Source organism: Pseudomonas sp. PNPG3 (assembly GCF_023093815.1).
GTDB lineage: Bacteria > Pseudomonadota > Gammaproteobacteria > Pseudomonadales > Pseudomonadaceae > Aquipseudomonas > Aquipseudomonas asiatica.
In genome coordinates this window covers 1-26,378 of sequence record NZ_JALLKV010000022.1, presented here as the reverse complement: position 1 = coordinate 26,378, position 26,378 = coordinate 1, and the positions used below count along the sequence as shown (strand labels likewise).

Below are 26,378 nucleotides of genomic sequence, written 5' to 3'. Positions count from 1 at the left end.
CGGTCAGTCCAGTTGGGAGCGGCTGGCCAGGGCTTCGAGCGCCAGCAGGATCATGTCGCCCTGCGTGCCGCGGCTCGTCCCCTCGCAGTATTCGCGGAAGGTTCGGTCTTTGATCCCCAGGCGGGCGGCAATCGCCTTGCGCCCCACCTGGTGGCGTTTCATGAGCAGGGTGGCCAGCTGGTTGATGCGTTCATGCTCGGGCACCACCGGTGGCGCCTCCTTGAGCAAGGCCGACCAGGTGGCCGCATCCGGGCTCAGCAGGGCCGCCTGGCGCTCGATCTCAGCCATCGCTGCCCCATGGTGCTCCCGATGCAGCTCACACGGCCGCCAAGCCTGACTAGCGCGCTCGAAGCACGCCGCCATGCGGTAGTCACCCGCCGCCATCACCTCGAACAGCTCGACCTTGTACAGCGCGTCACGGCCTGGCAGCGCGAATACAACCGCGCCGCCCACTATGGTCACTTTGAGCGGGGTGCTCACAGCTTCACCTCCAGCTCTGTGCTGGCAGATAGGGCGCCGTCTCGCCGAATATCGTGCGATTGAACGAGTTGCAAAAACCTTTGGCGTCCAACCGAGGTCATTGCCGAATAAATAGCGGAATCGCTTATTGCAAGCTGCATCTCTGTGATGCACTCATCAAGCTGTGCATCCCGCTCGGCCAGCTGGGCGCGCAGGGCGACAATTTCGTCAACGTGCTTTACCGCCTGTGCGGTGTGCCGCTTTCGGTCCTGCCGCTGGTTTTCGAGTAGTCCACGCAGCCGCTCAACCTCGCCAGGATCGGCGTGGGTGTAGAGCTTCGTTCCTGGCTCCAGCCAAGGCCAAATGTCTGCGAAGGGAGCAATACCGGGCTCGCTGGACGCTGTCATAACGCCCACCGGCTCGCCCTGGTGCTGCACGCTCTCGGCGGGCAGGGCACTCGCAGATAGGGCGGCTTGAAGTTTCGGCAGCAGGTCATGTGCCGGATCTGGGGTTTCGGCCTCAGGCATCTGGATATAACCCAGCTCGACGCCATTCACGATGAACTGGAGGGCCAGGCGCAGCAGATCCATGTTGCCTGCCACCTGGGCGCGCATGGTGTCGCGCTCAGCCTCTGCATCACGCACCAGTGACAGGCAGTCGGTTTCGTATTTTTCCAGCAGCGCCACACGCCCGCGCAACCGCTCAACCTCCCCCGGATCGTCGCGAGTGAAGAGCGGTTCAATCTTCAAGTGGTGGGCCTGCGCGGCGCGCTGATGGTGCTTCCCATCAAGTTCAACAGTCCATTGCGCCCCATCTGGGTGAGAAACCAGAAGGAAGGTGGTGGCCGCCGGCTGCCTCTGGCGCTGGTCAACCGCATCATCGCGCAGCGCCGCCACCGGCTCGCCCCGTAGCTTGTATTGGGCGATGATCTGACCTGCGAGCTCTTTGCTGATGAGCAAAGTCCTTTCGAAACCTAAGAGGCCGCCGCTCAACTTCAGCAGGTGGCTCAACTCCTCGATAGCAGTTGTCACGATTTCACCTCCGGCTCCGAGCTAGCGGATAACGCACCTTTGATACGCTCGCGCAGGGGCTTCGAGTACCCACCTTTGAGCATGGCGGTGAAACAATCACGTAGCAGAGCATCCCGCCCTGCCAGCTTGGTGCGCAGCTCAGCGTTCTCGGCCGCACCAAGGGCTGCACGTGCCTGCCAGGACTCCCACATTTGCTGCTGATTGGGCGGGCCGTACACCGCCGCCCATACGCTCCCGTGCATGTCGCGTGTCGGGGCGCCGGTCGAGAACTTGGTCTTGAAGCGATCGCGGTGCCACTCCTCGAAACCAGGGCGCTCGGCTTCGTTCGCTGGCGCCGGTGCCGGCGGCGGGAGCAGCTGGCGCAGCTTGCGATGCAGCGGATCCGGCAAGCCGCGCTCAGCGTTCACCAGGACCTCCTCCAGGGCTTCGGTCAGCGCATCACTACGCGCTTGCAGGGCATCACGCTCCTGCTGGGCCTCGTACAGCGCAGCCTGCAACTGCTCGGCCGGGGTGGCATGCGTCTGCTCGAAGTGGTCGACCTTGGCCAGCACCGGCGCCAGCCACCCGGACAGTGCGCAGGCGAAGTCAGCGGCCAGCGTGCCGTTGATGTAACGATCGTAGCTGTGCGTGCCCAGGCGTTCCTTGAACAGATCGGCAACGTAACCGCGACCGCCAACGGAGGTATCCAGGTTGTGCTTTGTTTGGTTGCTCATGCTGCCTTTGCCTCACGCTTGGTTACTTTCCATGGGTCGTTGGCGCGCGCCAGGGCAGCCATTGCTGGAGGGCTGACGCTATTGCCGCACATATGTACCTGCTCGGTTTTGGTGAATGGCACTCCATCGGCGCCGACATCAATGACGTAGTTAGCCGGGAAGCCCTGGGCGCGGTACAGCTCGTGCGGCTGCAGCATGCGCAGGCAGATGTCGACGATCACGTAGGGCGTGCCCTTCACGAATACGGTGACTAGGCCCAGGCGATCCTTGGTGGTCACTGTCGGCGCCGGCGCGTCTGCTGCGCTAGTGTTCTCGGTGCCGTAGTAGCTGATGAGGAACGCGGCGACGCGCAGTGCGCCTTCCTCATGCTCTGGCGACAGCTTGTACTCGACCAGGGCATGATGCTCGGCGCCGGCAGTCATGGTCGGTACTGGCTCATCGACGGCTCGTCCTACGCAGTTGCGGCGGAGCGTGGCCAGGCTGGCGCTTACCAGCTGCTGTTGGCTGCCGGTGTTGGTCACCGTCGTCATAGGGTCGCCCATACCCTTGGCGTGGGTGGTGTTGAAGCCGCCATTGGCCTGGGCCATGAAGGCGGTGGCCAATGCATGCCCGCCACTGGCGGTTACCGTGCCGAGTGGCATGGTCGATTCTTTGCAACCGTCTCCCCAGCGCTGCACGCCTTCTGGCCGACCTTGCCCGTGCGCTGCAGTGATCATCACCGGGCTGGCCATCGCGAAGGTGCCGCCGCGCGGCCAGGATGTCACGGTGCGTAGCGGTTCATGTGCCGACTGGGCCAGTTCGCCCGACCAGTTCGCGATCGGCACAATGAATGGCTGCGGGTTGTCCAGCACAAACTTCTTCATGCCCTTGGCCACTCGGCGCAGCGTGGCATCAGCCAACGCCTTCTTGCGACCGAAGATGCTCTTGCTTGGCACGCTCCAATCGATGCAGTCGGCAGCCGTGCGCCACTTCTGCTGGCCCTTGCCCGGGGTCTTGGCATGGGTAGGCTCTGGCCACACGATGGGCTGGCCATCGCGGCGGGCGATCATGAACAGGCGCTCCCGGCTGGTTGGCGCGCCAAAGTCGCAAGCTTTGATGATGCGCCACTCGACGACATAGCCAAGGCCCTCCAGCAGTTGAACGAATCGGCGCCAGGTACTGCCGCGTCGCTTCGGGTTCGGGATAAGGAACTGCTCCTGCACCGGTACCCGCTCACCTGGCTCAGCCACGGAGCCGTCCAACTTCATCACCCGACCAGTAACTTTGCACCGCTTGGCGATCAACCCACCCCACTGCAGGATCTGCTTCACGTTCTCCAGACTGATGACCCGAGGCTTTTTCTTGCCGGCCCACTTCAGGCCGATCCACGACAGGTTGCGGATCTCGCGCTTGCGGGGCTGGCCGCCGGCAGCCTGGCTGTGGTGGGTGCAATCCGGGCTCATGTGGAACCAACCCACCGGCCGTCCCTGGCATTCCTCGTCCGGGTCACCCTCGAACACGTCGGTGGTGAAGTGGCGTGCGTGCGGGTGGTTGGCGGTGTGCATGTTGATGGCCGCCTGGCTGTGGTTTTTGGCCACGTCGACCTTGCGGCCCAAGCCCATTTCCAGGCCGGTACCGGCGCCGCCGCCCCCGCAGAAGAAGTCGACCACCAGTTCATCGTCCTGGCTGTTCAGGGCCAGGCTGAACTGGGTTTTGAAGTCTAGAGGGTTCTTTTTGAGTGCTGCAGTCACGGTCTAGCCCCCAATCACAAAGACATGGTGTCGGTGGCGGCTTCTTCTGCAACCGGCGTGCAATGGTCAAGGGAGACGTACCCGCGCTTACCTTCCAGGAAGATGATGGCTGTGTGGCCACCGGCGACATCGGCTTCGCTGGCGGTCTTGCCGCGGAAGGTTTCACCGCAGCCGCGGATCTCCTCGAAGCTGACCAGGGTGCCGACCGGGTTGGCCTTGTTCCAGGCCTCGCACTGGGCTTGAAGTTGAGCGGGGGACTTGCGCTTTGGTGAAGTCATGGGTGATTTCTCTGGCTGAAATGTTGAAATGCCATCACATAATAATGCCCATAAGGGCATTTATCAAATGTATCTTAATGCCTATAAGGGCATTTTAATGCAAAAAAGCCCGCTGCAATGAGCGGGCTCCTCCATCAACTAGCTATCAGTGGCAGCCGTAGGCCGACTTAGTGGCCGATCCGGCCAGCTCGCGCTGCCGCCGGGCATTCTCTTCGCAGGCCTGGGCGAACGGCTCGGGGCGCTGCCGGCGCGCAAGCTGGTACTCGCCGACGACGGTGCACACATTGCGATGCTGGCCAGCGCCTACCAGGCCGGTGATGTGCTGGCGGGCGATTAGCGTGCCGCGGTTTGCGCGCAGAACGGTTGGCAGCGCCTGCTCGATCGCCTTCAGGGTTACCCCATCCGGCAGGATCAGCTCAGCGCCATTAGGCAGGACACCGATCACGTACTTGTCTTCGGCCCGGAAGGCTGCGAAAGCGGCCGCATCCATGAGGGTGCGTGTTCGGTTTCCATAACACTTGAACTGCATAACGTCTCCTAAGCAGCATGGCCATAACGGCAGAATGCCACTAAAAAAGTGTCCTCGGACATTTATCCGACGAAAAACCACCGCTCCCAGCGTTTGCGAAGTGAGAAATGCGCCTCCATGCCTGTTTCGCGGCTTATTCGCCGGATTGTTGGCGGTATGCCAACCGATTTCAGACGTGCCAGTCCCACAGTCAGGAAACAAGCAGCGCACTCAATGCGACGACCGGCGCATTCTGTCGCACCTGAAGCGCCCCAGCTCCTACCAAAATCGTCCTGCCCCACACATATGTGGCCAAGCCTGCCTCACATGCCGGCGAAAGCCTCCTCGCCCGCCTCAATGGCGGCCTTTTTGCGATCAGTAACGACCGACCCACCCTCGCTTGCTGCAGGGACATAGTCGGCGTCTTCCAGGAACGCCATGCAGATGGTGTCGAAGTAGTCGGGGGACGATAGGCCCTCGGCCGCCATGAGCGCCTTACTGGCCACCTGGTAGCGCCCCAGGCCATCCAGCACGTATGGCATCCGGCTGCCCTGGTCGAGCAGGTCCTTCTTGAACTTGGAGATGAGGCGCACGGCGCCGTCCTTGATGGCCTCGGCCGCGTGCACGGTCGCCTGTGCGCGCTGGTTGAGGAACCGGTCGCGGTACTCGTTCTTGAACGGCAGGGCGCCCCACTGCACGCCGCGGATGTGGCAGTTACCCGACCCCAGCTCGATCAGGCGTTTCATGAACTGCTCACCCATGGCGCTGGTGTCGATGATGATCGTCGGGTTGGAGAGCGGTGCGCAGTACTCCAGGAGCTTGACGCAGATCGGCGTCCAGTCCTCGGTGTTGGTGTAGACCGGCACATCGACGACCTCGATACGGCGCCGCCCGGGCATCATCCGGTCGCCATGGCCGACCACGCGCAGGTGCGTGGCCACCGTCTTGTCTCGGCCAACGCCCGCGGACACGTCCACCACGATGAGGTTGCCCCAGGCTTCGCTGTCCTGGATGACGCGCGGGCCCTCGATGACGCGCTCCAGCGCCACCTGGCTGAGCAGGTACTTGCTGGAGTTGGTCGGGAACATGCCCCTGACCTTGATCTGGTACTCGGCCTCGTCCCGGCCGCCGTACTGGATCAGCTTGGCCTTCAGGAACTCGTCCGATACCAGCGGGCTCGTCTCGGAGCTGAAGGTGAGGCTTGTCCACTCGCCGCCCTGCTTGGTGCTCAGGCTGTAGTGGGTATCACGGAAGTAGCCGCTGTTCCTGGTCGGCTGCGATGCCATGATGAAGCGGTTGCGCTTGTCGGTGAGCGCGCCGCCGATCACGCCAAAGTTCTCGTCCGGGATACCAGACGCCTCGTCTGCCATCCATAGCAGGTAGTCACCGTGGGTACCGGCCAAGTTCTCAGGCGAGCCGCGGGGCGCTGTACGGGTGGTGATGTACCAGGTAGCGGAACGGGTGTTGATGTAGACCTTCTCGGCCTGAATGGTGAAGTACTCCGCCACCCAGGCGTGTGGGCCCTTCAGGATCTCGGCCTTTAGGTTGGTCATTTCCTTCCACACACCCTCTCGCACCGTCTTGAGCTTCGGCGCGGTGACGTAGGTGTTGGAGTTGCGGTAGCACAGCAGGTGCCAGAGGCCGATCACGCCAAAGGAGCGGGTCTTGCCGGTACCGTGGCCAGACGATACCGATACGCGGCAGCCGTAGGACGAAGTGGCGTCGAACAGCTGTTTCTGCTGCCAGGTGACGCCCTTCCCCTTGCCCATGCCGCACACCTCTACAGCAAAGGCGTACAGGTTGAAGGCGTAGCGCTTGACGAAGGCGGGCCACCGGGGGTCCGCATCAATCGCCAGGCGCGGCGCTTTGGTTGTTCCTGATTTGGATCTGGCCATGTTCCCTTACACGCTTGCCGGCCGGCTACTGGCGCCAACCACTGTAAGGGGCCTGGCGCCAGCGTTTAGGCGGGGGTTTGCACCACAGCGGCACGGTTCACGGGGTATACCGACCAGTTGCCGCCGGCATGCTCTGGGGGAGCGCCGTTGGACTCGAACTGATCGGCCAGTAGCACAATGGTGTTGCGCTGCTCCCTGCAGCTGCCTTGGATGACCTTGTAGAACTTCTCGCCAAGCTGGTCGGCGGCCTCAACAAACCACATCAGGTCCGCGGCGCAGTACCCACACAGTGCCTCTGGTGCTGACACAGCTCTGAATATCAATTGCCACTCGTACGAACGGTAGAATCGCTCCTCACTCACCCGCATCCCGTCGCACAGCCAGCCGTATTGCCTGCGGTGCACGCGCCTCAAGAGGTCACGGTACTGGCGCCGGCAAATACGCCGGCCAGGGGGTAGCACCACAACGGTGGTCGACTTGCTGCGGGTGAAGAAATGCCAAAGCGCCACCGGCGCCAGCACGCTCACCTGTCGGTCATCCTCGTAGAGGCCAGCGATGAAGGCGCTGATCACCACCCGCCCGCCTGGGCGCTGCGCAGCCTCATATGCCTCAACTTGATCAGGCGCCAGCTCAAGCCCGCACACGTCCCGGGCAAATGCTGGAAGATCGTTGGCGTAACGCTCCACGAACTCAAGGAAACGAGGGTCTTGGGCCAAGTTCGGCTTACTGGTCATCGGTCGCTGCCTCCTTGCTGGCGCGGGCATCGAGGGCGGCCAGGATCAGCGCGCCGGCCACGATCAGGGACTTGGTCGAGCCGTGCCGCTTGATGGGATTGGCCCAGGGCCAGAAGCGGTTGAAGGCCAGGTCGCGGTTACCCGCCGCCTGCAGTGCGTAGCAGGCCGCTGCACGCTCCAGCTCGCAGGCGGCATACCCTACGTCCCCCGCAGGGGTGTAGCGCTCCTCCAGGGCCTGGCGCAGGCGTTCCACCACCACCAGGAGCCCGGACGGGGGCAGCGCCGGCACGCCAGGGAAGACGGGCAGTGGCATGTTGAAGCCGCGGGCGGCCTGCTGCTCCCAGCCGGGAGAGCCTGGGCCTTTCGGCTGCACGTAGCTGAACGAGTGCACGCGGCCATTGCGGCGGGTCACCCAGCCGATCGGCCTGCCGTTGTCCGCGCCCACGGCCTGGCACCACACCAGGTACGCGGCCTGGGTGCCGGTGTTCGTGTAGTCCTCGCCATCGAGGGTGAAGTCTTCGATGCCGGCATTGCGGGCGGCGTGTTCGAATGCCTCACGGCCCAAGGTCACCATGCCGCCCCCTGCGCCAGCACCAGGTCCCAACCTGTGCGAACCAGATCGGTCCGGGAAACGGTGGTGATTTCTGAATTTGAGTCTTTGAGCCAGAGGCGATCCCCGATCTCCAGTTCAACCGTGTGGTGCTTGCTGGTGCGTGGCTCGATCACCTCCAGGACGCGCATGTGGTTCATACCACTGCGTCCTGCAGGCGCTGTAATGGTGGCGGATCGGATCATATGGGGCTCAGGTCATTCTCAGTGGGAGCTGCGCGCGGGCGCACTCCTGGGGGCCGTGCGGAAGGGCGCCGGTGCTGCCCTTCTCGCAGTTACGTCGCTTGCACTCGTTGCAGTACGTGTGGTGCCCGTGGGCGGCGGTGTGCTTCCACACCACCTGGGCGCCATCACAGAAGCGGCAGCGCATCGAGTCCGCTCCTACGCCATCGAAGCCGGGCGCGCCTTCATCATCGCGTCGGCATATGCCCAGCGGCGTTTGGCGAACGACTCCAGGGATTCGCTGTGTTGCTGCCAGAGCGGCGCGTGCAGAGCGAAGTCATCGCGCAAGTCGCTCAAATACTGCGCGTCTTCGCTGTCGCGAGCCTGGCGTGGCGCAGGGATGGCGCCAATCGGTAGAACCTGGGCGCTCCTCCGCTCGGCAGCACCGGTTTTCTCGATGCTCGTTACGAGCAGCTTCTCCCCCTGGATGACCGCAATGGTTTCGACGGCGATGTCATGGCCGCTGGCAGGATCCATGGCAACGGTCTGATCTTGGATGCCGCGGCGTTGCACTTCGCTTTGCAGGTCCGCGCGCAGCGTGGCGGCAGCGTCCTTGCGCGGGATTCCGGCGGCGGTCACGCCAAACTTGTCCCAGAACTCCGGCGCCATGGCGGTGTTACTGCTACCCAGGAAGCTGTCCACCACAGGACGCATCCAGCGAGGCGTTCCTACCCGCCCCTTCCGAGAGCGGGTCAAGGTTGCCCAGCCCTGCAGGGTCATAACGTGGAAGTGCTGGCCACCGGATCCGTCGCGGGTCTGGCAACCATGGTTATCCAGGTACTTGCGGAACGCCCGCACACGCTCGGTCGGCAGCACGCCAACGTCACAGGTGTTGTGCTGCTCAGGTTTAGTCAAAGGCTGCATTGCTGGTGCTCCTTACGGATTTCGCCTTGTACGGCGTCAGGTTGGCGGCCCGGCCGGTGCGGCGGGTCGATTTCTTGGGCTTTGGCGCAATGGGAAGCGGAACCACCCACATCTGCCCGGTCTTGAAACGGAACAGCTCCCACAGGCCCAACTTCATGGCATTGGTCCCGTCTTCGTACTTCTGCCAGGCGCGGCGGCTCACATACACGATTGCCGCGGCACCGCTCTGGCTCAGGCCGGCGACCTTGCGGGCCTCCCTGATGGCGGCCTTGTCCGGGCTGGCCGGCGCCGGCGTGGTCATGCTGGGTTACCGCCTTCGGCCAACAGGCGCTCGCGCTCGGCCATACCGGCCTGGGATGCGCTGGTGGCGGCTTCGGCTTCGGCATACAGGGCGTTGAGTTCGTCGTCGCTGATCGAGACGTGCACCTCCACCACCGGCTCGACCTGCAGGTCGAAGATCTTCGCCAGCATTTCGAGGTAACCCTTCTTGCTGGACACGCGCATTTCGGTGCCGTCCTTGCCCTCCTTCACGCCCTCGTAGAGCACGACGGCACCGGGGCTCAGGTCGGTGGTGTCCTTGAAGAACGACCGGCCGACACCGTCGCCAAAGCAGTTGGTGCAGGTGTCGATCGGGGGAAGCGTGTGGTTGTAGCCAGTGCCGCCCAGCGGGTCGAAGGGCAGCAGCACCTTGCCGTCGGCGTCGGCCTGAGCCTTGAGTTGGTCGTACTCGGCCTGGCGCTCGGCCATTTCGTGCGCCTTGAACTGGTACAGGTGATCAGTGCCGTAGCAGTGGCGGCAGCAGCGGCGGCGGTACTCGACCAGCTCGCGTACATCGGCCAGGGCGGCTGATCGGACCAGTTCAATGACCTCGTTCTGGATATCGGCCGTGCGCTTAAACAGCTCGGCCTGCCGCCACTTGGTGTAGGGGTGATTCTTAACCTTCTTTAGCAACTTGCTGGCGCCCACGGCGGCAACGTTGTCGTTCTTGCACTTGTAACCGGCATCACGGTACGCCTGGGCAGCGTTTTGGCACACAACCCACAGGTCGATGAACTTCTGTTGGCGACGATCGAGGCCGTGGGAGTCCGCAATGCGCAAGGCCTCCAGCTCGAAGTCGCTTAGCGCGATAGGGTTCTCGACCTTGGTGGTGCCCTCTTTCTCAGGAGAGCGCTTGGTGGGTGCCGCGCTGGGCTTCTTAGCGGTTGGTTTGGGCGATTTGGATGTGGGGGATGCAGCCCTGGCAGGCTTGCTAACGGCGGGCTTCTTTTTGATCACCTTAGCAGCGCGCGGACGGACAGGCTTAGCAGCTCCCAATGCATCCGTGTCCGAGGATGCTGCATCCTCGGACTTGGGTGAACTCTTGGGTGGACCTCGCCGTGCCATCTATGTAACCCCCTGGTGTAATCAGTACGTCGGTTCCGCCGGCAGGAGCGCGACGGTTATAAAAAAGCCCGCATGCGCGGGCTCCTCTATTTCGGGCGTTGGCACTGGTATGCCCCCACCACTCCCAGATCGTCGGACGTACCCCTGGTAAGGCACTGCATGGGCAACAAGTCCCCTGTCCTGACAGTTATCCGTGCCGCCGGTGTTTTTCAATGCCCGTCTCAAGACACCAACCGAGGTGAACATCCCCCCCGACCACCACGACGATCGACTGCTAGCAAACCCATTCGGTGGGCCAGTCCTGCTACCCCGTAACGCACTACGATAAATTGGGTGCGGTGAGTGACACGCTTAGGCGCATGGTCAACCCGCGTCACTGGCGCCTCCCGGGGATGAGCAACCCCGCCATGCTTGCCAGCCTTACGGCCCACCGCATAAAACAGCGTTCAAGTCGCCTGGAACGCTCTTTTATGCAGACGGCTACAGCGACAACATCATCTGTTGGACCTGCTCCCTGATCCGCTCAGGCGCCGGGACCTGCAGCTCATGATCGGCCATTGCCTCCTCCAGGCGCTGCCGTTTCAAACACTCGCCCATGCTGCCATGCAGCTCGCCGATCAAACGGCCCAGCTTTGCACCTCCACGCATCCCCTCGAAGTCCTTGGCGTGGCGCTGGAACACTTCCAGGGCGCTCACAAGCTCTTCGGCCAAGGCGGCGGTATTGCGCAGCAGCACCCGGTCCTTGCCCAGGCCTTCCAGGATCAGGGCGTTTCTCTGCGCCATGGCGCTCACGAAGGTGCTGAAGTCGTGGGACAGGGTTGCCACCACCACGCCTTTCAGAACGGCCTGATTGCTCTCCTGCGGGCAAGCCAGGATGTCGTCATGGCGATCCAGCAGCCAATCAGTGGTCACCCCATACAGATCCGCCAGCAGTCGCAGGTTGGGCAGGCTGATGGGCCGCCGGCCGTTCTCGAAGAGGCTGATCTGCGTCACGCCCTTGTGCGACAGCGCCAGCGCTGCAGCGCTCTCGGTGTAGCCGGCAGCCTTACGGGCCTTGCGCAGCTTGGCACCGACCACCACGGCAAACGCCAGCTCTTCAGCTCGCAGTTGCGCCTGGGGCGATTCGCCCTCGCCAAGATGCTCGGAATCATCAAAAAGACCCGTTTTCTCCTCCGAAAGGACGGCTGGAAGCTCGTTTAGGGCTTCAGTCGGCGATTTGAAAGTGTCCTCGGACATTTTGCGTTGTAACTCCGCGTCTCTGGGTCGGTTTCGGGGCATTAAAAAGTGTCCTCGGACATTTTTCAAGCGATGGGCGAAAAAAGTTAGCTACCGCCGTGGACCGAATGCGAACTTCTTACGCCTCTTGATTTTCCTCATGCCACAGGTCAATCACCCGGTTTTTCAGGAGCTCGCCCATGACCGGATCCTGCTCGAATTCGCGCCTCATAATGGCCTTTCGCCGGTATGTGTCCGCGATCGTCATCAAAAACTGCGCGTCGTACTCAATTCGGAGCCCCTGCCCCACACTGCAGTGGCGCTTGTTCGGTGCGTAGCAGCTGCGGCAGACCATCAAATGGTTCAGGTAGTCATCATGCGCCAGCTCGGTCGGCGTTTGAGGTGGACGCCCACTATCCACCCACCACCTCGATGCTCCACCCGCCCCCGTCGGCCTTCTTCACCGGGAACACGACACGGAACACAAACGGGAACTCCTGGGCGGCCACCTTCATCTTGACCTTCGCGTCGTCCGTGTAGATGGCCTTGGCGCCCTTAACGTCGTGCATTTCCAGGCTTCCGTCCGCCAGCATCACCATGAAATCGGGGGTGAGCGTGGTATCAGGCGCCAGCTGCAACTTGATCGCCTCGAACTTCCACTGCAGCACCTCGCCGGCAAGCCTCAGCTGGTCCAGGTAAGCGGCGTAGCGGGCCTCGGTGGCGTTCATGGTCCCTTTCGCCAGGCGCCCCTTGGCCTGCATGGCTGCCATGCCGCCAGCCTTCGCCGGCGCGGCCGCAGGTGCTGCGGGGGCTACTGGTGGTGGTGCATCCTCCGAGCGCGCTGCAGGGCGCCTGGCAGAAGCGCCAGCGTGGCCCATTTCGCGGACCTTGTACCCCGCCGGCAAGTTGTTCAGCTGTTCCTCGCTCATCCAGCGCCTGGTCATACCAGCTCTCCCTGAATCGGTACCGGCGCTTTCGAACGAATAGGGGTTGGCTTGGCCTCTTCTGGCACTTTCTCCCCACGGTCCTGCAGGAATTGCTTCGCCAGCAGGCGCAGCTGGTGCTCACCCACATCGCGCCGCTCGATCAAGTTATCCCCTGGGTTGCGCACGCCCTCGATCTGTTCACGCTTCACGCCCAGCACGTCGGAGACAACCGGGTCGCTACCCTGGTTGGAGATCAGGAAGAACGCCTGTACGGGCTCCTCCTGGCCGTCACGGTGCACGCGGCCGATACACTGCTCATGCACACCCGGTGACCAGTCGATTTCACCGAATACCACGGTATTGCAGCCGTGCTGGGCGCCGTCGAAGCCCGCGCCAGCTCGAAGGCTCACAATCATCAGCGGCGACTCACCAGCAACAAAGGCGTTCTTGCTGGCTGCTTTTTGGGCTTTCGACTCAGTGCCGGTGTACATCACCGGGTTGAAGTCCGATAGCGCCTCTTGCCAGATCCGGTACACCTCACGGTGCCAGCCAAACAGCACCACCCGCTCGCCCTTCTCCAGGAGCAACCGAACGAACTCGGCCACATGCGGCGCCTTGGCGATACCGGTAGCCTGGCGCACCATCTGGTCGAACTCGCCAGCGGCTTGCATCTTCTGGCCACGATGGGTCTCGTTCGCGGCGAGAATGGTCCGCGCCAGCGCCACAGCGTCACTGGTGAGCTTATCCAGCACCTTGGCGTCGGATTCGATCTCATACGGGATCTTGGACAGTAGCGGCAGCTCACGGCCTACTTCACGCCTGGTACGGCGCAGCATGATGCCCTCACGGCGCAGGTACGCACCGAACTGCTCGGAATCCTTCAGCTTGGGCTTATCACCTGGTGAGCCAATGCACCACTCGCGCAGGAACTCGTCATAGCCGCCCAGGGCATCAGGCAACAGCACGTTCACGACGTGGTAGAACTCCGACCCGTAGTTGTAGATCGGCGTGGCGGTGAGCCCCATGCGCAGCTTGGTACGCTCGGCCAGGTACACACAGGCACGGTAGATATCGCTGTCAGGGTTGCGCAGCTGCTGGCACTCCTCGAACACCAGGTACTGGGCAATCTCCGCCAGCGTCTCCGCCCACCCACGCAGCTTGTGGTAACTCACCAGGATTACGTCCGGTAGCGTGTCCCACAGGTCTTTCGTGCGTTGGCCTTTCTGCTTGATCAGCGGGTATGGCTGCCCCTTGCGGATCTCATGCACCCGGAGGTTTGGCAGGAACTCGCCCAGCTTCTCGGCCCAGTGGTTCGGCAGTGACGCCGGATACACCACCACCGCCGGCAGGTTGCCCGGTACCGTCATCGGGAGCATACCCGTGATGGTCTTGCCCAAGCCAAGATCGTCGGCCAGCAGCAGCCCGCCACGGATGTTCAGCTGGGCGCCAGCAAAACGCTGGTAATCACGCGCCGGCTTGGCCAGCTCGAATGGCGGGATATCCATGCGCCCCGCCACCAGCTGCGCCAGGCTCTGCTCCATGTGAACGTGCTCGGCTGACAAGTCCTCGAGCGCTTTGAGACTGGTCTGGTCGGTATCCATGGGGTAGCGCTGCAGGAACCATTGCAGTTCCCGGCTGTTTTCCGCGCTGGCCAACAGGCTGATGCAATCGGCTGCAGCCTGCGGCGCCCGAGGGAACACACGCTTGAGGCGCGATCGCACCTGGGGCTCGCAGCGGATGTCCCAGTGGCGCCCACGCAACGTCACACTGCCATAGGTCTGCTGGCTCACAGGGACTGCCTCCCCAGGCGGACCATGCCGAACGCCTTGCCCTGCCAGGCCGGTCGGTCCACCAGCGGGTTATCGGCCCAACGCTGGGTGCTGGCCAGGATCACGCCCTTCACCTGGTCCAGGTTGATATAGCGATCGACCTGGCGCAGCGCCTCACTGAGCGCACCGTCGACCTTCACCTCGATCACGATGCCGCCCTCTACCAGGAAGTCTGCCCGGTTGCGTGCGTCCAGGACGTGCTCGCGGGTGTAGTCGTAGCCGGCATCGTCCAGGACCTTGGCCAGGCTCTCATGCAGCTGGGTTTCGCTCCCATAGCGGTACAGGTATGCACCCAGCAGGCGGGAAAGGTGACTCAGCACCAGATGGGATTCGGACGGGTCGCCGGACTTGATCGGCGCCAACGGGCTTTTTGCAGGCATGACAGTCTCCTGCCCGCCGGATGCCAGCGGGCTTCTCTGTGTGGTGGTGAGGTATTGTGAGCGCCGCGATCAGCGCTCTACGGGCCAGCTTTGCGCCAGCCGCGGGCTATCCGAACGACTTGCGGGCAGCGGCTTCGTTGTCGAACAGCCTGCAGCCCCAGCAGCGCCACTCACCGTCCTCGCTCCGGCGATAGAATGACTGCTCCTTTGCATCCAGCGTCTGCAGGTGCTGGGCCACGGCGTCATCGAACGTGGCGGCCTGGTACACCCCCAGACGTTGCGCCGGCGAACGGTTGCCCGTCACGGCATAGCCTTCCGTCCACACCTCAATGGCTTTGATGGCAGGCTCACTGCCAATCCTGGTGCTACCAGGTGCAGCACGCTCTGCTACGTGTATGTCCGATGTACACGCCCCGCACAGCCCAGGACCACCACATTTCGCCTTGAGGCCGTCCGGGCGGGCCCATACATGCCCATGGCCACTGTTGGTGCCGTATCGCGTCGGCTCGGGCTCTAGGGTTGACTGAGGACTCAGCTCCCCTGGCGCTGTCTGCACGGGGAAAAAGCCACGGGCAGCGTCCACCACATCATCAAGGGTGGACCTGCTCAATGATCCCGAGGTGATCGGCGTGCCTGGGTAGATTTGCAGGCGCCAGATCGTATCGGCTTCCTTCATCTTGATGATGTGCTCCGCCGGCGTATCATCAAACTGCTCCGGGGTATCGTCTATCCACTCCGTTGCCGTCATGCGGCTCACAGAATTATCGGCATTGCGCTCCAGATGAAACGAGCACGGTTTCTGGTCACGTATCCAATGGTAACGCTCAGCATCCGGGCGCAGCGCCATTACTTCGGCCTGCAGCTGACTGATCAGATCAATCATGTCGATGGTTACGGCCGGAGCCATGGCGGTACCGTAGTCGTTGAGCGCCACGCCGTCGTATGGGTTGGCACGGGCAGCCTCTGCCAGCGCCCGCACCTTGGCCAAGCCAACAGGCAACGGAGTGGCTGTTTCTCCAGCCAATATGGCGCTGGCCTCTTCCGCCGTGGCCAGGGTCTTCAGGCGTTCAAGCATCTGGTCGGCCAGCTCGCAATGGTCTGTCGCGCCCAGGATTGGCATAGGAACGAACTCAACCCCCATCTTGGCCATGGCTTCAGCCGCACCCAAGGACGTGCGCAAGAGGATTGGATGGGCCTGTTTCATGATTGCACCTCCTCGACCTGGTCGAGTTGCATGCGGTACGCAGCGGCTGCAGCCACGTCGTCAGCGGTGACGGTGTACGGCTGGATCTCACGCACCTCGTAGAAACCGACACTACAGTGGCGATCGAACCACGCGCCAACCGGCTCCAGCAGCTTGTCCAGCTCTTTCACCTGGTCAGCATCGATCTCAGGGAAGTTGTCGGCGAATTCGCTTTCATCGGTCGCCTTCTCGTTCATGTGCTGCACGATGTCGTCGGCGTCTGGCACATAGTCGCTCGCCTTGTTCCGGTGGATTACACCCCGGTAGATAACCGCGCCCTCGGCCAGCTCGCGATCGCCCACATAGGCGGCCACGCCGTCGTCGGTCCAGCGCTCGGTATAGGGGTTGGGGGAGCAACGGAACAGAAAGTGCACTTAAGCTCAGTCGCTGCCCCGCAAACCCTTGTAACGTCTGGACAGTTTCGAAAAACGACCGTTTTATGAAACCGTTTCAGCGAGCACTAGGAAAGGCCGTGACCACCCGAAAAGTGGTGCGATAAACTCGTTTCGCCAATCAAAGTTCGCTAATCCACAACAGATGACGAGTAAAGCGAACTTTAATTCGTGCTTATGTTGGTTTTCGGTTCCATTGCTCCCCAAACCCCGTATACTGGTGATCCCCGTATGCGTACTCCACAGGGGGGGCTGCAGCTGCTGCCGAAGCCTCGGCCGCGGCCAGGATCTGCTGGGCGGCATGGCGCACCATGTAGATATCCCGCATCACGCTGCTGCACGGCCGGCCCAGGTCGAAGTCGTTGTCACCCACTTCCAGTAGCTCATAGTGCTCTGTCAGCCAGTCACGCGCCCCGCGCACTGAATCATCCTCAAGGTTCTGGCACGCACGGAGCGCCACCACCAAGGCAGCGAACTGGCCGGCGTGAGCCTCCAGGGCGGTATTCCCCTGCAACCACGCCTCCAGCTCCGCAACGCGTTCGGGCAATGGCGTATTGCGGCCAAGCCAGATCAGTTCAGGCGCGCGCTCGTCCAGCAGTTCCAGGATGGAGTCGTAGACGGCCTCCACCAGGTGCTCCTGGTCCAGCTCTTCAGCGCGGACACGGTGGTCGAGCTTGTTGTACACGTAGTCGTCATCGGTGCCGGCCAGGAACTTCAGGCCGTAGGCGGAGCCAACTTCCCACACCAGGCTGCCGATATCGCCATAGGCGGCCATGCCGCGCGGCGTGATGGCCAGCTCGAAGGCATAGGCGCTGCTGCCTGGCTTCTGGGCGCGCCACACCTCGGCGGCTTCGGTCTTGGCCAGCAGGGTGTACTGGTGGTCCTTCATGCGCTCGGCTGCGATTTCCGGGGTCATCTTGAAGCGTTGCATTCTCGATTCCTTGTGTTTCTGGCTTGAATTCTGGGTCAGGTTTTCTTCATGTTGCGGCGATAGTCCCCATAGGGGCCGTCGTGCTTGTCGTATTCCACGAAGGTGACGTGTTCGCCCGCCAGCTCTTCGTCGATGATGCTGCTGATGATCCCCCAGTCCCCGCCGCCGCGGGCCGCGCCGATCGCCGGCACACCAAAGCGCAGGCCCTGGCCACCGAACTCGGCGCGCAGGCCGGCGAACACCGACCGCACCGCATCGTACTGGGTCAGGGGGCCGCCACCTGGGCCCACTCCGCTCCAGTTGAACTGGGTGTACCCGTTGATGATCACGCCCTGGGCTACGGCCGCCTTGGAGTAGGTGCCCAGCTTCTTGGGGTCGTGGATGGGCGTCTGCATGTCCGCCTTCAGTGCCTCGGGGAAGGCCTGGCTGATCGACTTGGCGATACCGTCATCCATGTTGCAGTGGCAGTTCTGGCCGTGGACGATCACATCGAACGCCCCGGCCTTGAACATGGCGACCAGGTCGCCACAGATCTTGTCCATCAGTGCACCCGGTGGCCAGGAACGTTGAGGCGCACCAGCGTCCGCTGGCAATCCACAGGCACAGGCAGCGATTCGTGGATGAAACTGACGTTGCCCTGATACACGCGCCCTGCCTGCAGCAGAACCTGCTCCAGATGCGATAGATCCAGATGCGAAACATCCCCACCGACCTTGATCGGACCGTCAAATTCGCCAACAAGGCCGCGGCTTGCGGAAATGTCGGATGCCAGAATGATCGCCTCAGGCCGGTCACGAGCATCGAAGCGCCAGGTTGGATACTCAGGATGACCTGGCCATTCGAACGCACGCAATGAGCGATGCGACCCGCCACCATGGCTTGGCGGTTCTGGCCTTGCCCGGTGACTGCCACCCCCATGGGCAGAAACACCATTCCAGGCTGGCTTGCCACCGCCGTCCCATCCAGATCCGGCAGGAACCCAGTAACCGTCAACGTGCAGTCCTGGTCGACGGTGCGTGGAACTTGCTGTCACAGTCTTCTGGTCAATCATCAGATAAATCGGCCCATCAGTGTCGACCCCAATCAGCATCTGGTCGACAGTGTGCTGCCAACGCTTCAGGTGCTCAGGCAGTCCCGCCCCCATGCGGAATTCGTGCATGTAGACACGCTCCCCAAGGAATGCTGGGAAATCCACCACACCGCCTTCGCGTACAATTGAAATCATGTCCCTGTCCTCGATGTTAAGCGGCTTTGTCGGCAGTGGCGCCAACGAAGGCCAGCGAGCCGTTGAGAATGGCCTCGCGAATGGTCTTCAGCTCCCACGCCCAGTACGCGCTGTCGGCGTAGACGCGCAGCGGCGGGTAGTCGTGCTGCTTGCGCTTGATGAAGGCCTCGGCCGCGGCGTGGGTGAGGTGCGTGTTCACAGTCGTCCACTGGGTCTGATAGGCCAGCAGGCGGTGCTCGGGCAGTTCTCCCAGCAGCACCCACTGGTCGCGCGGATCGGCCCGGCGGAACTTGCAGCCGTGCTCATCCTGGCTCATACGGTTGAGCTTGGCTTTCTGGTGATCGTCGGCGTCATTCCAATAATCGGCCACGCTGAACCACTTCCAGTCGTCGCAGAAGATCACCAGGTTGTCTTCGTCGGCATATTCCTTGTCCAGGCCGTAAATCTTCTCCTCCATCTGGACGAGGAAGATGGCGTCTGCGGTGCAGTGGTCGTGCCGGCGCTCCCCTACGGTGTCATGGCGCAGGCGCGCCACAAAGTCGCTCCAGGTGTCGGCAGTCAGGGCATCGCCCTTGGCCAGGCTCGGTACCGCTTGAATTGCTGTCATGGCTTACTCCTTGGCGCTGCGCTTGAGTTGGTCGACCAGCAGCGTGGGCAGGCCCTTGATCAGCAGGGTGCCGGCGGCCTGGTCGAACTCCACCTTGTCGCCCAGCAGGTGCGCCTCGAAGCTGATCGACAGGCCTTCAGCCCGGCCGGTGAAGCGGCGGAATTGGTTGATCACGGACTTTTCGACCGGGAATGGGGCTTCAGGCGAGACGCCAACCGCTTCGCGGGCAAAGGCAGCGAAGGCGCCGGGTCGGTCTTCGTCAATCAGGGCTGAAAGCTCGTCCAGGGTTACCAGGCCGCCGATCTTGGCCTGCGTGGTGGCGTAGTCGACCAGGGTGAGCGTTTTTTCCCGCGCCACTTCCTCGGGCAAGTCTTCTTTCTCCACGAAGTCGCTGAAGGCCTTGAGCATGGTGCGCGTTTCACCCGGGCCGTCTACGCCCTCCGTGCAGCCGATGAAGTCGCGGAAAATGTCGGTGATCTTCTTGCCGTTCTTGCCCTTGATGTACGAAACGTAGAGCTTGGAAGCCTTGTTGTTGCGCCACTCGGTCAGGTTGATGCGCGCCGCCAGGTGCATCTGGGCCAGGTCCAGCTGGCGAGACGTGCGTACCTGCAGGTCACCGTCGACCAGCACGCTATCGGCATGCTGCAGCACGGCGATGTTGAGGTATTCGGTCATGCCGCACTGGTACTGCGCGAACAGGACGTGGCCACCGGCGGAGAAGGCGGATTCTTCCAGCAGGCGCTGCAGGTGCTCGACGGCCTCACCGGTGAAGTCCAGGAACGACATTTCGCCGTCCATGTACTTGGTCAGCCAGCCACTGAGCGGATAGGCGCCGGATTCACCGTGGAAGAAGCCCCAAGCCTTCCCCTGCTTGCAGTTGTACGCGTCGTTGAAGTCGTTCACCAGGTTCTCGGCGGCATCGGTCAGCGCCAGCTCGGCGTCAGCCTTGTGAAGTACTGCAGGGCTGCCGTCTGGCTTCTTGTCGATCAGGTGCATTGCTGCGTGACGGAGTGGCATGTCTTCTACTCAATGGTGCCGCACCAGGACGGCGTGGTCGGGATATGGGTCAGGCGGCGCGGGCCGCGGCGTCTTGCTGGCGCTTGGCGCGGAAGTCGGCCAGCTCCTGGGCCCGGCGGGCTTCCTTCGCGCGCAGCGCCTCACCTTCACGGCGTGCGTGCGGTAGCAGGTTCTTGCCGGCGCTCAGGTGGCGGTACCGGCGTTTAACTGATTCAACGTGGGCATCCTTGAAGACTTCCCACGCTTCGCGCTCAGGCGTGCCTTTCTCGGCCCACTGGCGGTCGTCGTTGATGAACTCGGGGGAGTAATACAGCTGGTCATACAAGCCGCGCTGGTAAATCTCATGCACCGTGTAGTGGTCGGTACCCTCGCCCCAGTAGTCCGGCTCGCCGCCAATGCTGGGGACATGGTTCACGGACACCCGGCTTTCGCGGTTGTAGCGGATCTGCCGTGGGGTGAGGTCGCCGTACTTTCTGTGCCGGTAGTACTCGTCGTCGACCCAGATGTCGGAGTACTCTCTGGTGCCTGCCAGCAGCAGCGCCAGCTTCTTGCTCAGCTTTTTCTCGGCGCGCGGCTTCATTCGCATAACCCGTAGATGGATGAACACAGCGGCATGCTTTCGCGGTCGGTGCGGATCAGGTCGTACTGCTGGCCGCCGCGGCTAGTTTTGGACCACTCGACAGCTTCAGTGATGTTGTTGCCCCGGCCGTCAGCAGTTGCGAAGAACGAAGGCAGCCCGAGCTTGCTGGCCTGGGCGACGATGCGCTCCCACTCGGCAACGCGCTCCAGTTCCTGGGGGAAGCGTTTGCTGATCTCCAGAAGTTCGTCCTTCCGGCAGTGGATGCAGGGCATGCAGCCGACGCGGCCCATGCCTTGCTCATAGAGTGGGTTCGGCTTGATCCCATGCTTGCGGTGCATAGCAAACACGTCGTCAACGGTCCATTTGAGGATCGGGCGGTAGTTCCACAGCTCGGTGCCGTTGCGCTGGGTGATGCAGTCCATTTCATTCAGAAGTGCGCGCGATGGGCTCTCATCGGCTCGCACGCCCTGCCAACTGATAACGTCATGGCCAGCATCGAGCAGCGGCTTTTGCACCTGGTTGATCATCGGTTTTTTCTTCAGCTCTTCGCTGCAGAATCGGGCCTTGGTGCTGGGGAACCGCCCCTTCCATATACAAAGGTCAAGGAACGGGTTACCAGTTGGCTCAAGGACCCTAAGGGCGCGCGCGACAATGCCCTGCGCCTGCTCAGCGCTCATGCCGATCTTTGCGGGGCGCCAGAACCAATCGCCCACCTGGGCGGCAACGCATTCGTCCATCGGTGCAAACAGGCCACTTGGATCTTTCGCTGGCATTTCTTCGGGCGCCCCGCACCACTTCCAGTAACCCGCATGGTTCGCCATCAGCTTGCCCGGCCACTTCTCGGTGACATAGGTACGCTTCTTGGCGATCTGGGCGGTGAAGTCTGCTTTCACCCGGCGGATAGGAACGCCCGTGGCCTGCTCCAGGTAGCTGACATAGTCATAGGTGAGCTGGTGCTCGTGGCCGGTGTCAGCGAATACCGCCTGCAGGTTGGGCGTCTCGCGCTCGATCGCCAGCAACAGCAAGGCCGTCGAGTCCTTGCCGCCACTCACGCTGACGATGTTGTGCTCTAACGCCTGGTTCATCACTGAAGGCGCCCCGAGCCCAAACGCTCTAGGGCTGCCACCGCGCGTTCGAGGCGCAGCACCAGGGACTCGTCGATTGTCTCGTTACCGGTAGGTTCGACAGCCGTCACATCACCCGGCGCCGGTTCTTTGCCATCCAGGCTGTCCAGGTGCTCAACTTCTTTGATTACTGCCTTGAGAATGAAGCTGTTCATGCTGCAGAACTGGCTACGGGCATAAACCTGAACGCGCTCGCGCAGGCCGTCGGTGAGGCGGACCACGAACTTGTCAGCAGTGCGGGAGTTGTAGCCAGTACGGCCACCGCTGGCTGGCTTGATTGGGGCTTGGGCCTGGGTAACTGGCTGCATAGGATTCTCTTCTGGCTCAGGTGCCGCAACGGCGGCAGTAATAGGGTCAGGCGCTTGTATTTCCAGAGCGCCAGCGGGCTTAGCGATGACATCCAGCTGGATTGGGTCCGGCTCCTAGAGCACCGAGGTAGGCAGCGCCAGGCGGGCGGACATGGCACGCTCAAGGGCTTTTTTTGCGATCGGGTTCATTGCTCGACTCCGCCGGCGCACGGCCGGGCTTGCTGAATAGGGGTTTCCCCTAGGGGATAGGTACCAGCGAACTCGACTTGGCCGCCTGGCAGGTTGTTGAGTACTTCAGTGCACCAGTGAAGCGTCCCGGTACCAGGGTCCTGGACAAGCCACTGGGCCCACTCTGGAGCGTTCTCCCACTTGGGTAGGGGTTTACCTGCCTTGCCACGCTTTCGGGCTGGAGCGGGTTCTGGGCGGCGCACCGGAGTCAGCTTCTGACCCTCCAGCTTCTCCCGCACCCGCAACCCCTTCTCGAAGTCCTTGCCGACACGGGTCGAGCCGAAACCATCCTCAAGCATGATCCCGCGGCGGCAGTGCGGGCAGGCCGGCAGGTACTTGTTCGAGCGCCACACGGTTTCCGCAGCCTTCGCGGCCTTAAGGAACAGCACGGCGGACTGGTCGGCCTGCAGTTCTGCTAGCTGGGCCTTGTACCGGCTCGATGCCGTCGCCCACTGCCCTCGGAGCATATCTAGAGCCCAGTACGAGGACACTTGGACATTACAGTCTCTGCAGTGCACGGTTTCACCCACAGGATCCATTTCGAGGCGCAGGTGCTGGCAGCCTTCTTGGCGGCGCTTGTAGTTGTTTTCCAAGCGCGCAAGCCGCAATTCTCCGATGTCTACGACGTTTCCTTGGTCCATGATGCCTTGATCTGCCGTGTAGATATAGCCAATTGATGGCACTCTATCAGCATCGAAAACAATCGTCACTAAAATAGTAATATTTGAGTTTAAAAAGGCAGTTTAAGGACGAAAAAAAGCCTCGCGGCCATTTTTACAGCCCGAGGCTAGGTGAAAGTGTGGGGCAGGCTCACTCCATGTTTAGTGCGCTGGTCGCATCTTCCGCAGGGCGTTCACGTCCACTGCTAGGCCGATCATGCCGGCCGCCGGGCGGGATCGTCGACGCATAGCACGAAGCTGCCGCCAAAGCGGTTGATATGGGTCACCGCACCGATGAGTACGCTGCCGCTGGGCAGCACCAGGCAGGCGCGGGTCAGGCCGGGCTGGGCCAGGGCATCGTCGAGACCGCTGGCCACCACGTCGAGGAAGCCCGCTGACGGGGTGGGACTGACCAGCAGCTCAAGAGCGGTAAAGGTCAGCTCGCCGTCGGTATAGTCCAGGGTCAGCGAGGCGATACCCCGGTAGGGCAGTTCGCCGTAGTTGAGAGTCATGGGCGGGGCTCCGGTGGGCAGCATAGGGGCTGCGCGTCAATCACTTTAGCGCTTTGGGTTGCCCATTTCTGGCATTTGGGACAGCACCGCTAAAAAATGCCCAGCCACTGCCAAAGCAGAAGCTGGGCGCCGAGCAATGTGGGGCTGGGAAGTTACAGGCCCTGATCAAACTCTTCCTGGGTCATATACCCCAGATAGGAGACTGAAAGCAGAGTAGCGTTGGTGCCGACAGCCGCACCCTCGCGCGCCTTGTCCAGCGCCGCCTTGGTGACTCGTTGGTTTGGCACGCCGAAGGACACAGAGACATGGCGTGTGTGGTCCTGGGTGCTTTCGTAGAAGCTGAAGAGGTAGAAGTGATAATTCATGTTGGCGCAACTCCATTTGAGGGAGCTGCCAGTGTATTCACTTCACCAGCACTTGGAAGCGATCGCCGGGTCGAGAACGACTATGGTTGCGTTTTTCCCAAGCTACGGGCCTACCCCTTCATGCCTCCTCGATCAGGTCGTCATCAGCGGCCGCACGGAACACCTCGGTGAGGCGCCGGCTGGTGTTCCCGTCGATCCGGTTGCCGATCTGCAGGCCTAGGGCAAAGCCCGTCCCGCGCCCCTTGGCCTCACGCACCATACCGGGGGCATCAGCGCTGCCCATTCGGCCGGCTTCGTGTGCCAGGAAGATGTTGTGCAGCAGGCTCTCGGCCTGCTCGCGGAATACGTCAGGCATGCCCAGGGCGCGGATCGCGCGCACGCTTGGGGCTGGATCACGTTGTAGCTCAGACATGGGTGAAGCTCCGTGTGGTATTGGCGGGCGCCAAGTTTGGCCTATCTGGGCACCCACTTTCAGCCCTTCTAGCTCACCCATACCAACAAAAAGCCCCCCGGTCTTGGCCAGACTGGGGGGCTTTATTGAACATATACCCACTTACGCGCAGGGCGTGGGCGTTAGGCCATCACTCCCACGGCCCCAGTGGGCTCTGCTCGCACGACCGGCACAGGCCGCTCACCCCCACGCCGACCAGGCCACACGCCTGGCACGCGCAATCGCTGCTCGCGGCGTCGATCCAGTCCGCATAGCAGGGTGGGCAGTTGAGGCCGTGCGGGGTCGGCTTCAACTGCCCTTCGACGCCGCAGCGTTCGCACTTCTGAATGGTCGTCATCGGTTCTGCTCCTGGCTCTTGTGGTCGGGTAACCCGCGCTCGGCGGGTGGGGGTTCAGTTTTCGACGCCGAAATTCAGCTCGCCGAACGCATCCAGGCCCTGCACGCCGGCCGCCCCGACCCGGTCGCACAGCGCCTCGAAGTCCTGCGGGTGCCAGGCGGCAATCTGCTCGGGCGTCCACCAGATGCCGCCGCTGCTGCCCTCGGCCTGGGCGATCAGCCGTTGCGCGGCGCGGTAGATGGTGGTGCGGTGGCGGCGCGCCGGCTCGGGGTTCGTGTCGCGGCGGTACTGCACCAGCTGCTTGTAACTGGGGTATTGGCTTTCGGTGCTCACGGGGGATTTCCTTGTCAGTGGCAGGGGTGGGTTCAGGGCGTTACGGGTAACGGCTGGCCATCAGTCCAGCAGCTTGGCCACCGCCAGCAGCGATATGGCCAGCGCTTCGCAGTGACCGGCATACGCCCGGTACGCCCGCTGGGTGACCTGGGTCGCCTCCTGCAGCTCCTGCGCCGACAGCTGCGCGCGCTGCGCCGGCTCCAGGGCGGCCATGGTCGCGTGCCAGGCCTGGCGGGCGTCGCGGATGCGCTCCAGCTCGGTGCGGTAGTCGTCCAGGTCAATCGGGGTCGGCATGCTCAGTCCTCGTTATCAGCTGGGTGGGGGTTCGGTTCAGTCGGGATCAGTCATCGGCATAGATGCCGGTGTCGTCACAGCTGCGCGATTCCTGCTCGTCCGGGCGCATCACCAGGTCATAGCACGGATGGCAGTGCATGCCATGCGGCGTCGGCGCCAACGGGCCTTCGGCGCCGCAGTGCTCGCATACCTCTTCGGCGGCGGTCGGGGTGACGGTATCGGTGGTCGTCATGGGGCAGCTCCTTGCGGTGGTGAGGCGGGCACGTGCCGCGACAGCGGTAGGTGGGGGCCTTGATGAAAAAGGGGGTGGGTTCGGGTCAGTCGTCGACGCGGCTGGTCGGGTCGCCCTTGTACTGCCAACGCTGCACCAACTGCGCCGTCCAGTCCTCACCCAGGCGGGCAATGGCTTCAGCGATGGTGTCATTGTTGGCGGTCAGCAGGTCGGCGCGGTTGGCAGCCAGCACCACATACAGCCACTCGCCGCGACTCAGTACGCCCAGGTCGCGCTCATCGCCCTTGGCCACGCGCAGTGCCATGGCATCCAGGTGGTCCAGCTGTTCATTGCTCATCGGTGGTACTCCTTGCCAGTGATAAGGGGTGGGGTCGATTACTCGGCGTCAGTCTCACGGGCCAGCGTCCGCGCTTCGCGGTTACGCTCGGCCTCGGCCAGCGCCTCGCCCAACGTGCCCGGCACCGCCTGACGGCTCAGCACAATCTCTAGCCAGTTGGCGACGCGCTCGCCCGCCCCCTTGCAGGCCAGCAAGGCGGCCTGAAACTCGGCACCCGCTACGTCATCGGGCGTCCGCTGGAAGGCTTCGCAAGTGCGCACGTACTGCTCCAGCGCATCGAGCACGTCGCCAGTCAACTCGACGGTTAGGGTGGCGGGATTGTTCATGGGCGGGGCTCCTTTCCTTTGGTCAATTTAGGCGCGTTACGCGTAACGCGACGCGGCTCGGGTTCAGCGGTGTATTCAGCGTGCACATGGTCCAGGCCGGT

The 26,378-nt window shown here is 62.7% G+C and carries 39 protein-coding genes; 1 reads left to right on the top strand and 38 read right to left on the bottom strand.

What is annotated here, in order from left to right:
- Window positions 1-3 precede the first annotated feature (3 nt).
- The 29 genes from MJ643_RS15990 to MJ643_RS15850 form a co-directional block, all read right to left on the bottom strand.
- On the bottom strand, window positions 4-480 hold the full coding sequence (locus MJ643_RS15990) for a hypothetical protein (protein ID WP_247726883.1): 477 nt from the start codon (window positions 478-480) through the stop codon (window positions 4-6).
- Entirely contained in the window at window positions 477-1,490 is a 1,014-nt protein-coding gene (locus MJ643_RS15985; RefSeq protein WP_247726882.1) for a hypothetical protein, read from the bottom strand. The genes MJ643_RS15990 and MJ643_RS15985 overlap by 4 nt, the downstream gene beginning before the upstream one ends.
- Complete coding sequence (locus tag MJ643_RS15980) at window positions 1,487-2,203, bottom strand: hypothetical protein (RefSeq protein WP_247726881.1); 717 nt, start codon at window positions 2,201-2,203, stop codon at window positions 1,487-1,489. The genes MJ643_RS15985 and MJ643_RS15980 overlap by 4 nt, the downstream gene beginning before the upstream one ends.
- Window positions 2,200-3,933: a DNA cytosine methyltransferase gene (locus MJ643_RS15975; protein ID WP_247726880.1), complete on the bottom strand. Its 1,734-nt coding sequence runs from the start codon at window positions 3,931-3,933 to the stop codon at window positions 2,200-2,202. Before MJ643_RS15975 ends, MJ643_RS15980 begins: the two co-directional genes overlap by 4 nt.
- Before the next feature lie 14 nt (window positions 3,934-3,947).
- Entirely contained in the window at window positions 3,948-4,211 is a 264-nt protein-coding gene (locus MJ643_RS15970; RefSeq protein WP_247726879.1) for a hypothetical protein, read from the bottom strand.
- Between the two features lie 145 nt (window positions 4,212-4,356).
- Window positions 4,357-4,701, bottom strand: a complete 345-nt coding sequence (locus MJ643_RS15965) for a hypothetical protein (protein ID WP_247726878.1) — start codon at window positions 4,699-4,701, stop codon at window positions 4,357-4,359.
- Window positions 4,702-5,042: 341 nt separating this feature from the next.
- The gene (locus MJ643_RS15960) at window positions 5,043-6,614 is read right to left on the bottom strand and encodes a hypothetical protein (protein ID WP_247726877.1); all 1,572 of its coding nucleotides are present in this window, start codon (window positions 6,612-6,614) and stop codon (window positions 5,043-5,045) included.
- Between the two features lie 65 nt (window positions 6,615-6,679).
- Window positions 6,680-7,348, bottom strand: a complete 669-nt coding sequence (locus MJ643_RS15955; RefSeq protein WP_247726876.1) for a hypothetical protein — start codon at window positions 7,346-7,348, stop codon at window positions 6,680-6,682.
- Window positions 7,338-7,922, bottom strand: coding sequence for a hypothetical protein (locus tag MJ643_RS15950; protein WP_247726875.1), 585 nt, complete (start codon window positions 7,920-7,922; stop codon window positions 7,338-7,340). The genes MJ643_RS15955 and MJ643_RS15950 overlap by 11 nt, the downstream gene beginning before the upstream one ends.
- A complete protein-coding gene (locus MJ643_RS15945) occupies window positions 7,916-8,098 on the bottom strand; it encodes a hypothetical protein (protein ID WP_247726874.1) in 183 nt (60 codons plus the stop codon). Before MJ643_RS15945 ends, MJ643_RS15950 begins: the two co-directional genes overlap by 7 nt.
- Window positions 8,099-8,338: 240 nt before the next feature.
- On the bottom strand, window positions 8,339-9,043 hold the full coding sequence (locus MJ643_RS15940; protein ID WP_247726873.1) for a hypothetical protein: 705 nt from the start codon (window positions 9,041-9,043) through the stop codon (window positions 8,339-8,341).
- The gene (locus MJ643_RS15935) at window positions 9,027-9,344 is read right to left on the bottom strand and encodes a helix-turn-helix transcriptional regulator (protein WP_247726872.1); all 318 of its coding nucleotides are present in this window, start codon (window positions 9,342-9,344) and stop codon (window positions 9,027-9,029) included. The genes MJ643_RS15940 and MJ643_RS15935 overlap by 17 nt, the downstream gene beginning before the upstream one ends.
- Window positions 9,341-10,141, bottom strand: coding sequence for a terminase small subunit (locus tag MJ643_RS15930; protein ID WP_247726871.1), 801 nt, complete (start codon window positions 10,139-10,141; stop codon window positions 9,341-9,343). The genes MJ643_RS15935 and MJ643_RS15930 overlap by 4 nt, the downstream gene beginning before the upstream one ends.
- A 765-nt stretch (window positions 10,142-10,906) precedes the next feature.
- Window positions 10,907-11,662, bottom strand: coding sequence for a helix-turn-helix transcriptional regulator (locus tag MJ643_RS15925; RefSeq protein WP_247726870.1), 756 nt, complete (start codon window positions 11,660-11,662; stop codon window positions 10,907-10,909).
- 118 nt (window positions 11,663-11,780) lie between these two features.
- Window positions 11,781-12,062: a hypothetical protein gene (locus MJ643_RS15920; RefSeq protein ID WP_247726869.1), complete on the bottom strand. Its 282-nt coding sequence runs from the start codon at window positions 12,060-12,062 to the stop codon at window positions 11,781-11,783.
- Window positions 12,055-12,585: a DUF1064 domain-containing protein gene (locus MJ643_RS15915; RefSeq protein ID WP_247726868.1), complete on the bottom strand. Its 531-nt coding sequence runs from the start codon at window positions 12,583-12,585 to the stop codon at window positions 12,055-12,057. The genes MJ643_RS15920 and MJ643_RS15915 overlap by 8 nt, the downstream gene beginning before the upstream one ends.
- Window positions 12,582-14,357 (bottom strand): DEAD/DEAH box helicase, encoded by a 1,776-nt coding sequence (locus tag MJ643_RS15910; RefSeq protein ID WP_247726867.1) that lies wholly within the window; start codon window positions 14,355-14,357, stop codon window positions 12,582-12,584. The genes MJ643_RS15915 and MJ643_RS15910 overlap by 4 nt, the downstream gene beginning before the upstream one ends.
- Entirely contained in the window at window positions 14,354-14,776 is a 423-nt protein-coding gene (locus tag MJ643_RS15905; protein ID WP_247726866.1) for a hypothetical protein, read from the bottom strand. Before MJ643_RS15905 ends, MJ643_RS15910 begins: the two co-directional genes overlap by 4 nt.
- Window positions 14,777-14,882: 106 nt before the next feature.
- On the bottom strand, window positions 14,883-15,980 hold the full coding sequence (locus tag MJ643_RS15900) for a DUF1382 family protein (RefSeq protein ID WP_247726865.1): 1,098 nt from the start codon (window positions 15,978-15,980) through the stop codon (window positions 14,883-14,885).
- Window positions 15,977-16,393, bottom strand: a complete 417-nt coding sequence (locus MJ643_RS15895; RefSeq protein ID WP_247726864.1) for a hypothetical protein — start codon at window positions 16,391-16,393, stop codon at window positions 15,977-15,979. The genes MJ643_RS15900 and MJ643_RS15895 overlap by 4 nt, the downstream gene beginning before the upstream one ends.
- Window positions 16,394-16,586: 193 nt before the next feature.
- On the bottom strand, window positions 16,587-17,342 hold the full coding sequence (locus tag MJ643_RS15890; RefSeq protein WP_247726863.1) for a hypothetical protein: 756 nt from the start codon (window positions 17,340-17,342) through the stop codon (window positions 16,587-16,589).
- 35 nt (window positions 17,343-17,377) lie between these two features.
- The gene (locus tag MJ643_RS15885) at window positions 17,378-17,884 is read right to left on the bottom strand and encodes a hypothetical protein (RefSeq protein WP_247726862.1); all 507 of its coding nucleotides are present in this window, start codon (window positions 17,882-17,884) and stop codon (window positions 17,378-17,380) included.
- Window positions 17,884-18,567 (bottom strand): hypothetical protein, encoded by a 684-nt coding sequence (locus MJ643_RS15880; RefSeq protein ID WP_247726861.1) that lies wholly within the window; start codon window positions 18,565-18,567, stop codon window positions 17,884-17,886. The genes MJ643_RS15885 and MJ643_RS15880 overlap by 1 nt, the downstream gene beginning before the upstream one ends.
- A gap of 16 nt (window positions 18,568-18,583) precedes the next feature.
- On the bottom strand, window positions 18,584-19,174 hold the full coding sequence (locus tag MJ643_RS15875) for a hypothetical protein (RefSeq protein ID WP_247726860.1): 591 nt from the start codon (window positions 19,172-19,174) through the stop codon (window positions 18,584-18,586).
- Between the two features lie 3 nt (window positions 19,175-19,177).
- Entirely contained in the window at window positions 19,178-20,191 is a 1,014-nt protein-coding gene (gene yejK, locus MJ643_RS15870; RefSeq protein ID WP_247726859.1) for a nucleoid-associated protein YejK, read from the bottom strand.
- A 49-nt stretch (window positions 20,192-20,240) separates the two neighbouring features.
- Window positions 20,241-20,771 carry a hypothetical protein gene (locus MJ643_RS15865; RefSeq protein ID WP_247726858.1) on the bottom strand — a complete coding sequence of 177 codons (531 nt, stop codon included), beginning with the start codon at window positions 20,769-20,771 and terminating at the stop codon, window positions 20,241-20,243.
- On the bottom strand, window positions 20,768-21,856 hold the full coding sequence (locus tag MJ643_RS15860) for a phosphoadenosine phosphosulfate reductase family protein (protein WP_247726857.1): 1,089 nt from the start codon (window positions 21,854-21,856) through the stop codon (window positions 20,768-20,770). Before MJ643_RS15860 ends, MJ643_RS15865 begins: the two co-directional genes overlap by 4 nt.
- Window positions 21,856-22,203: an Arc family DNA-binding protein gene (locus MJ643_RS15855; RefSeq protein ID WP_247726856.1), complete on the bottom strand. Its 348-nt coding sequence runs from the start codon at window positions 22,201-22,203 to the stop codon at window positions 21,856-21,858. Before MJ643_RS15855 ends, MJ643_RS15860 begins: the two co-directional genes overlap by 1 nt.
- Before the next feature lie 185 nt (window positions 22,204-22,388).
- Window positions 22,389-22,898: a hypothetical protein gene (locus MJ643_RS15850; RefSeq protein WP_247726855.1), complete on the bottom strand. Its 510-nt coding sequence runs from the start codon at window positions 22,896-22,898 to the stop codon at window positions 22,389-22,391.
- Window positions 22,899-22,922: 24 nt separating this feature from the next.
- Here MJ643_RS15850 and MJ643_RS15845 point away from each other — a divergent pair, with 24 nt between their 5' ends.
- Window positions 22,923-23,108: a hypothetical protein gene (locus MJ643_RS15845; RefSeq protein ID WP_247726854.1), complete on the top strand. Its 186-nt coding sequence runs from the start codon at window positions 22,923-22,925 to the stop codon at window positions 23,106-23,108.
- 197 nt (window positions 23,109-23,305) lie between these two features.
- Here the strand turns inward: MJ643_RS15845 and MJ643_RS15840 are convergent, their stop codons facing one another.
- The 9 genes from MJ643_RS15840 to MJ643_RS15800 form a co-directional block, all read right to left on the bottom strand.
- A complete protein-coding gene (locus MJ643_RS15840; protein WP_247726853.1) occupies window positions 23,306-23,602 on the bottom strand; it encodes a hypothetical protein in 297 nt (98 codons plus the stop codon).
- A 152-nt stretch (window positions 23,603-23,754) separates the two neighbouring features.
- Complete coding sequence (locus tag MJ643_RS15835) at window positions 23,755-23,967, bottom strand: hypothetical protein (RefSeq protein WP_247726852.1); 213 nt, start codon at window positions 23,965-23,967, stop codon at window positions 23,755-23,757.
- A gap of 118 nt (window positions 23,968-24,085) precedes the next feature.
- Window positions 24,086-24,379: a hypothetical protein gene (locus tag MJ643_RS15830; RefSeq protein ID WP_247726851.1), complete on the bottom strand. Its 294-nt coding sequence runs from the start codon at window positions 24,377-24,379 to the stop codon at window positions 24,086-24,088.
- 169 nt (window positions 24,380-24,548) lie between these two features.
- Window positions 24,549-24,755, bottom strand: a complete 207-nt coding sequence (locus tag MJ643_RS15825) for a hypothetical protein (protein WP_247726850.1) — start codon at window positions 24,753-24,755, stop codon at window positions 24,549-24,551.
- A gap of 54 nt (window positions 24,756-24,809) precedes the next feature.
- Window positions 24,810-25,088, bottom strand: coding sequence for a hypothetical protein (locus tag MJ643_RS15820; RefSeq protein ID WP_247726849.1), 279 nt, complete (start codon window positions 25,086-25,088; stop codon window positions 24,810-24,812).
- 60 nt (window positions 25,089-25,148) lie between these two features.
- Window positions 25,149-25,382 (bottom strand): hypothetical protein, encoded by a 234-nt coding sequence (locus MJ643_RS15815; RefSeq protein ID WP_247726848.1) that lies wholly within the window; start codon window positions 25,380-25,382, stop codon window positions 25,149-25,151.
- Between the two features lie 46 nt (window positions 25,383-25,428).
- Complete coding sequence (locus tag MJ643_RS15810) at window positions 25,429-25,614, bottom strand: hypothetical protein (protein WP_247726847.1); 186 nt, start codon at window positions 25,612-25,614, stop codon at window positions 25,429-25,431.
- Between the two features lie 85 nt (window positions 25,615-25,699).
- Window positions 25,700-25,951 (bottom strand): hypothetical protein, encoded by a 252-nt coding sequence (locus MJ643_RS15805; RefSeq protein ID WP_247726846.1) that lies wholly within the window; start codon window positions 25,949-25,951, stop codon window positions 25,700-25,702.
- A 38-nt stretch (window positions 25,952-25,989) separates the two neighbouring features.
- Window positions 25,990-26,277, bottom strand: a complete 288-nt coding sequence (locus MJ643_RS15800; RefSeq protein ID WP_247726845.1) for a hypothetical protein — start codon at window positions 26,275-26,277, stop codon at window positions 25,990-25,992.
- Window positions 26,278-26,378: the final 101 nt, after the last annotated feature.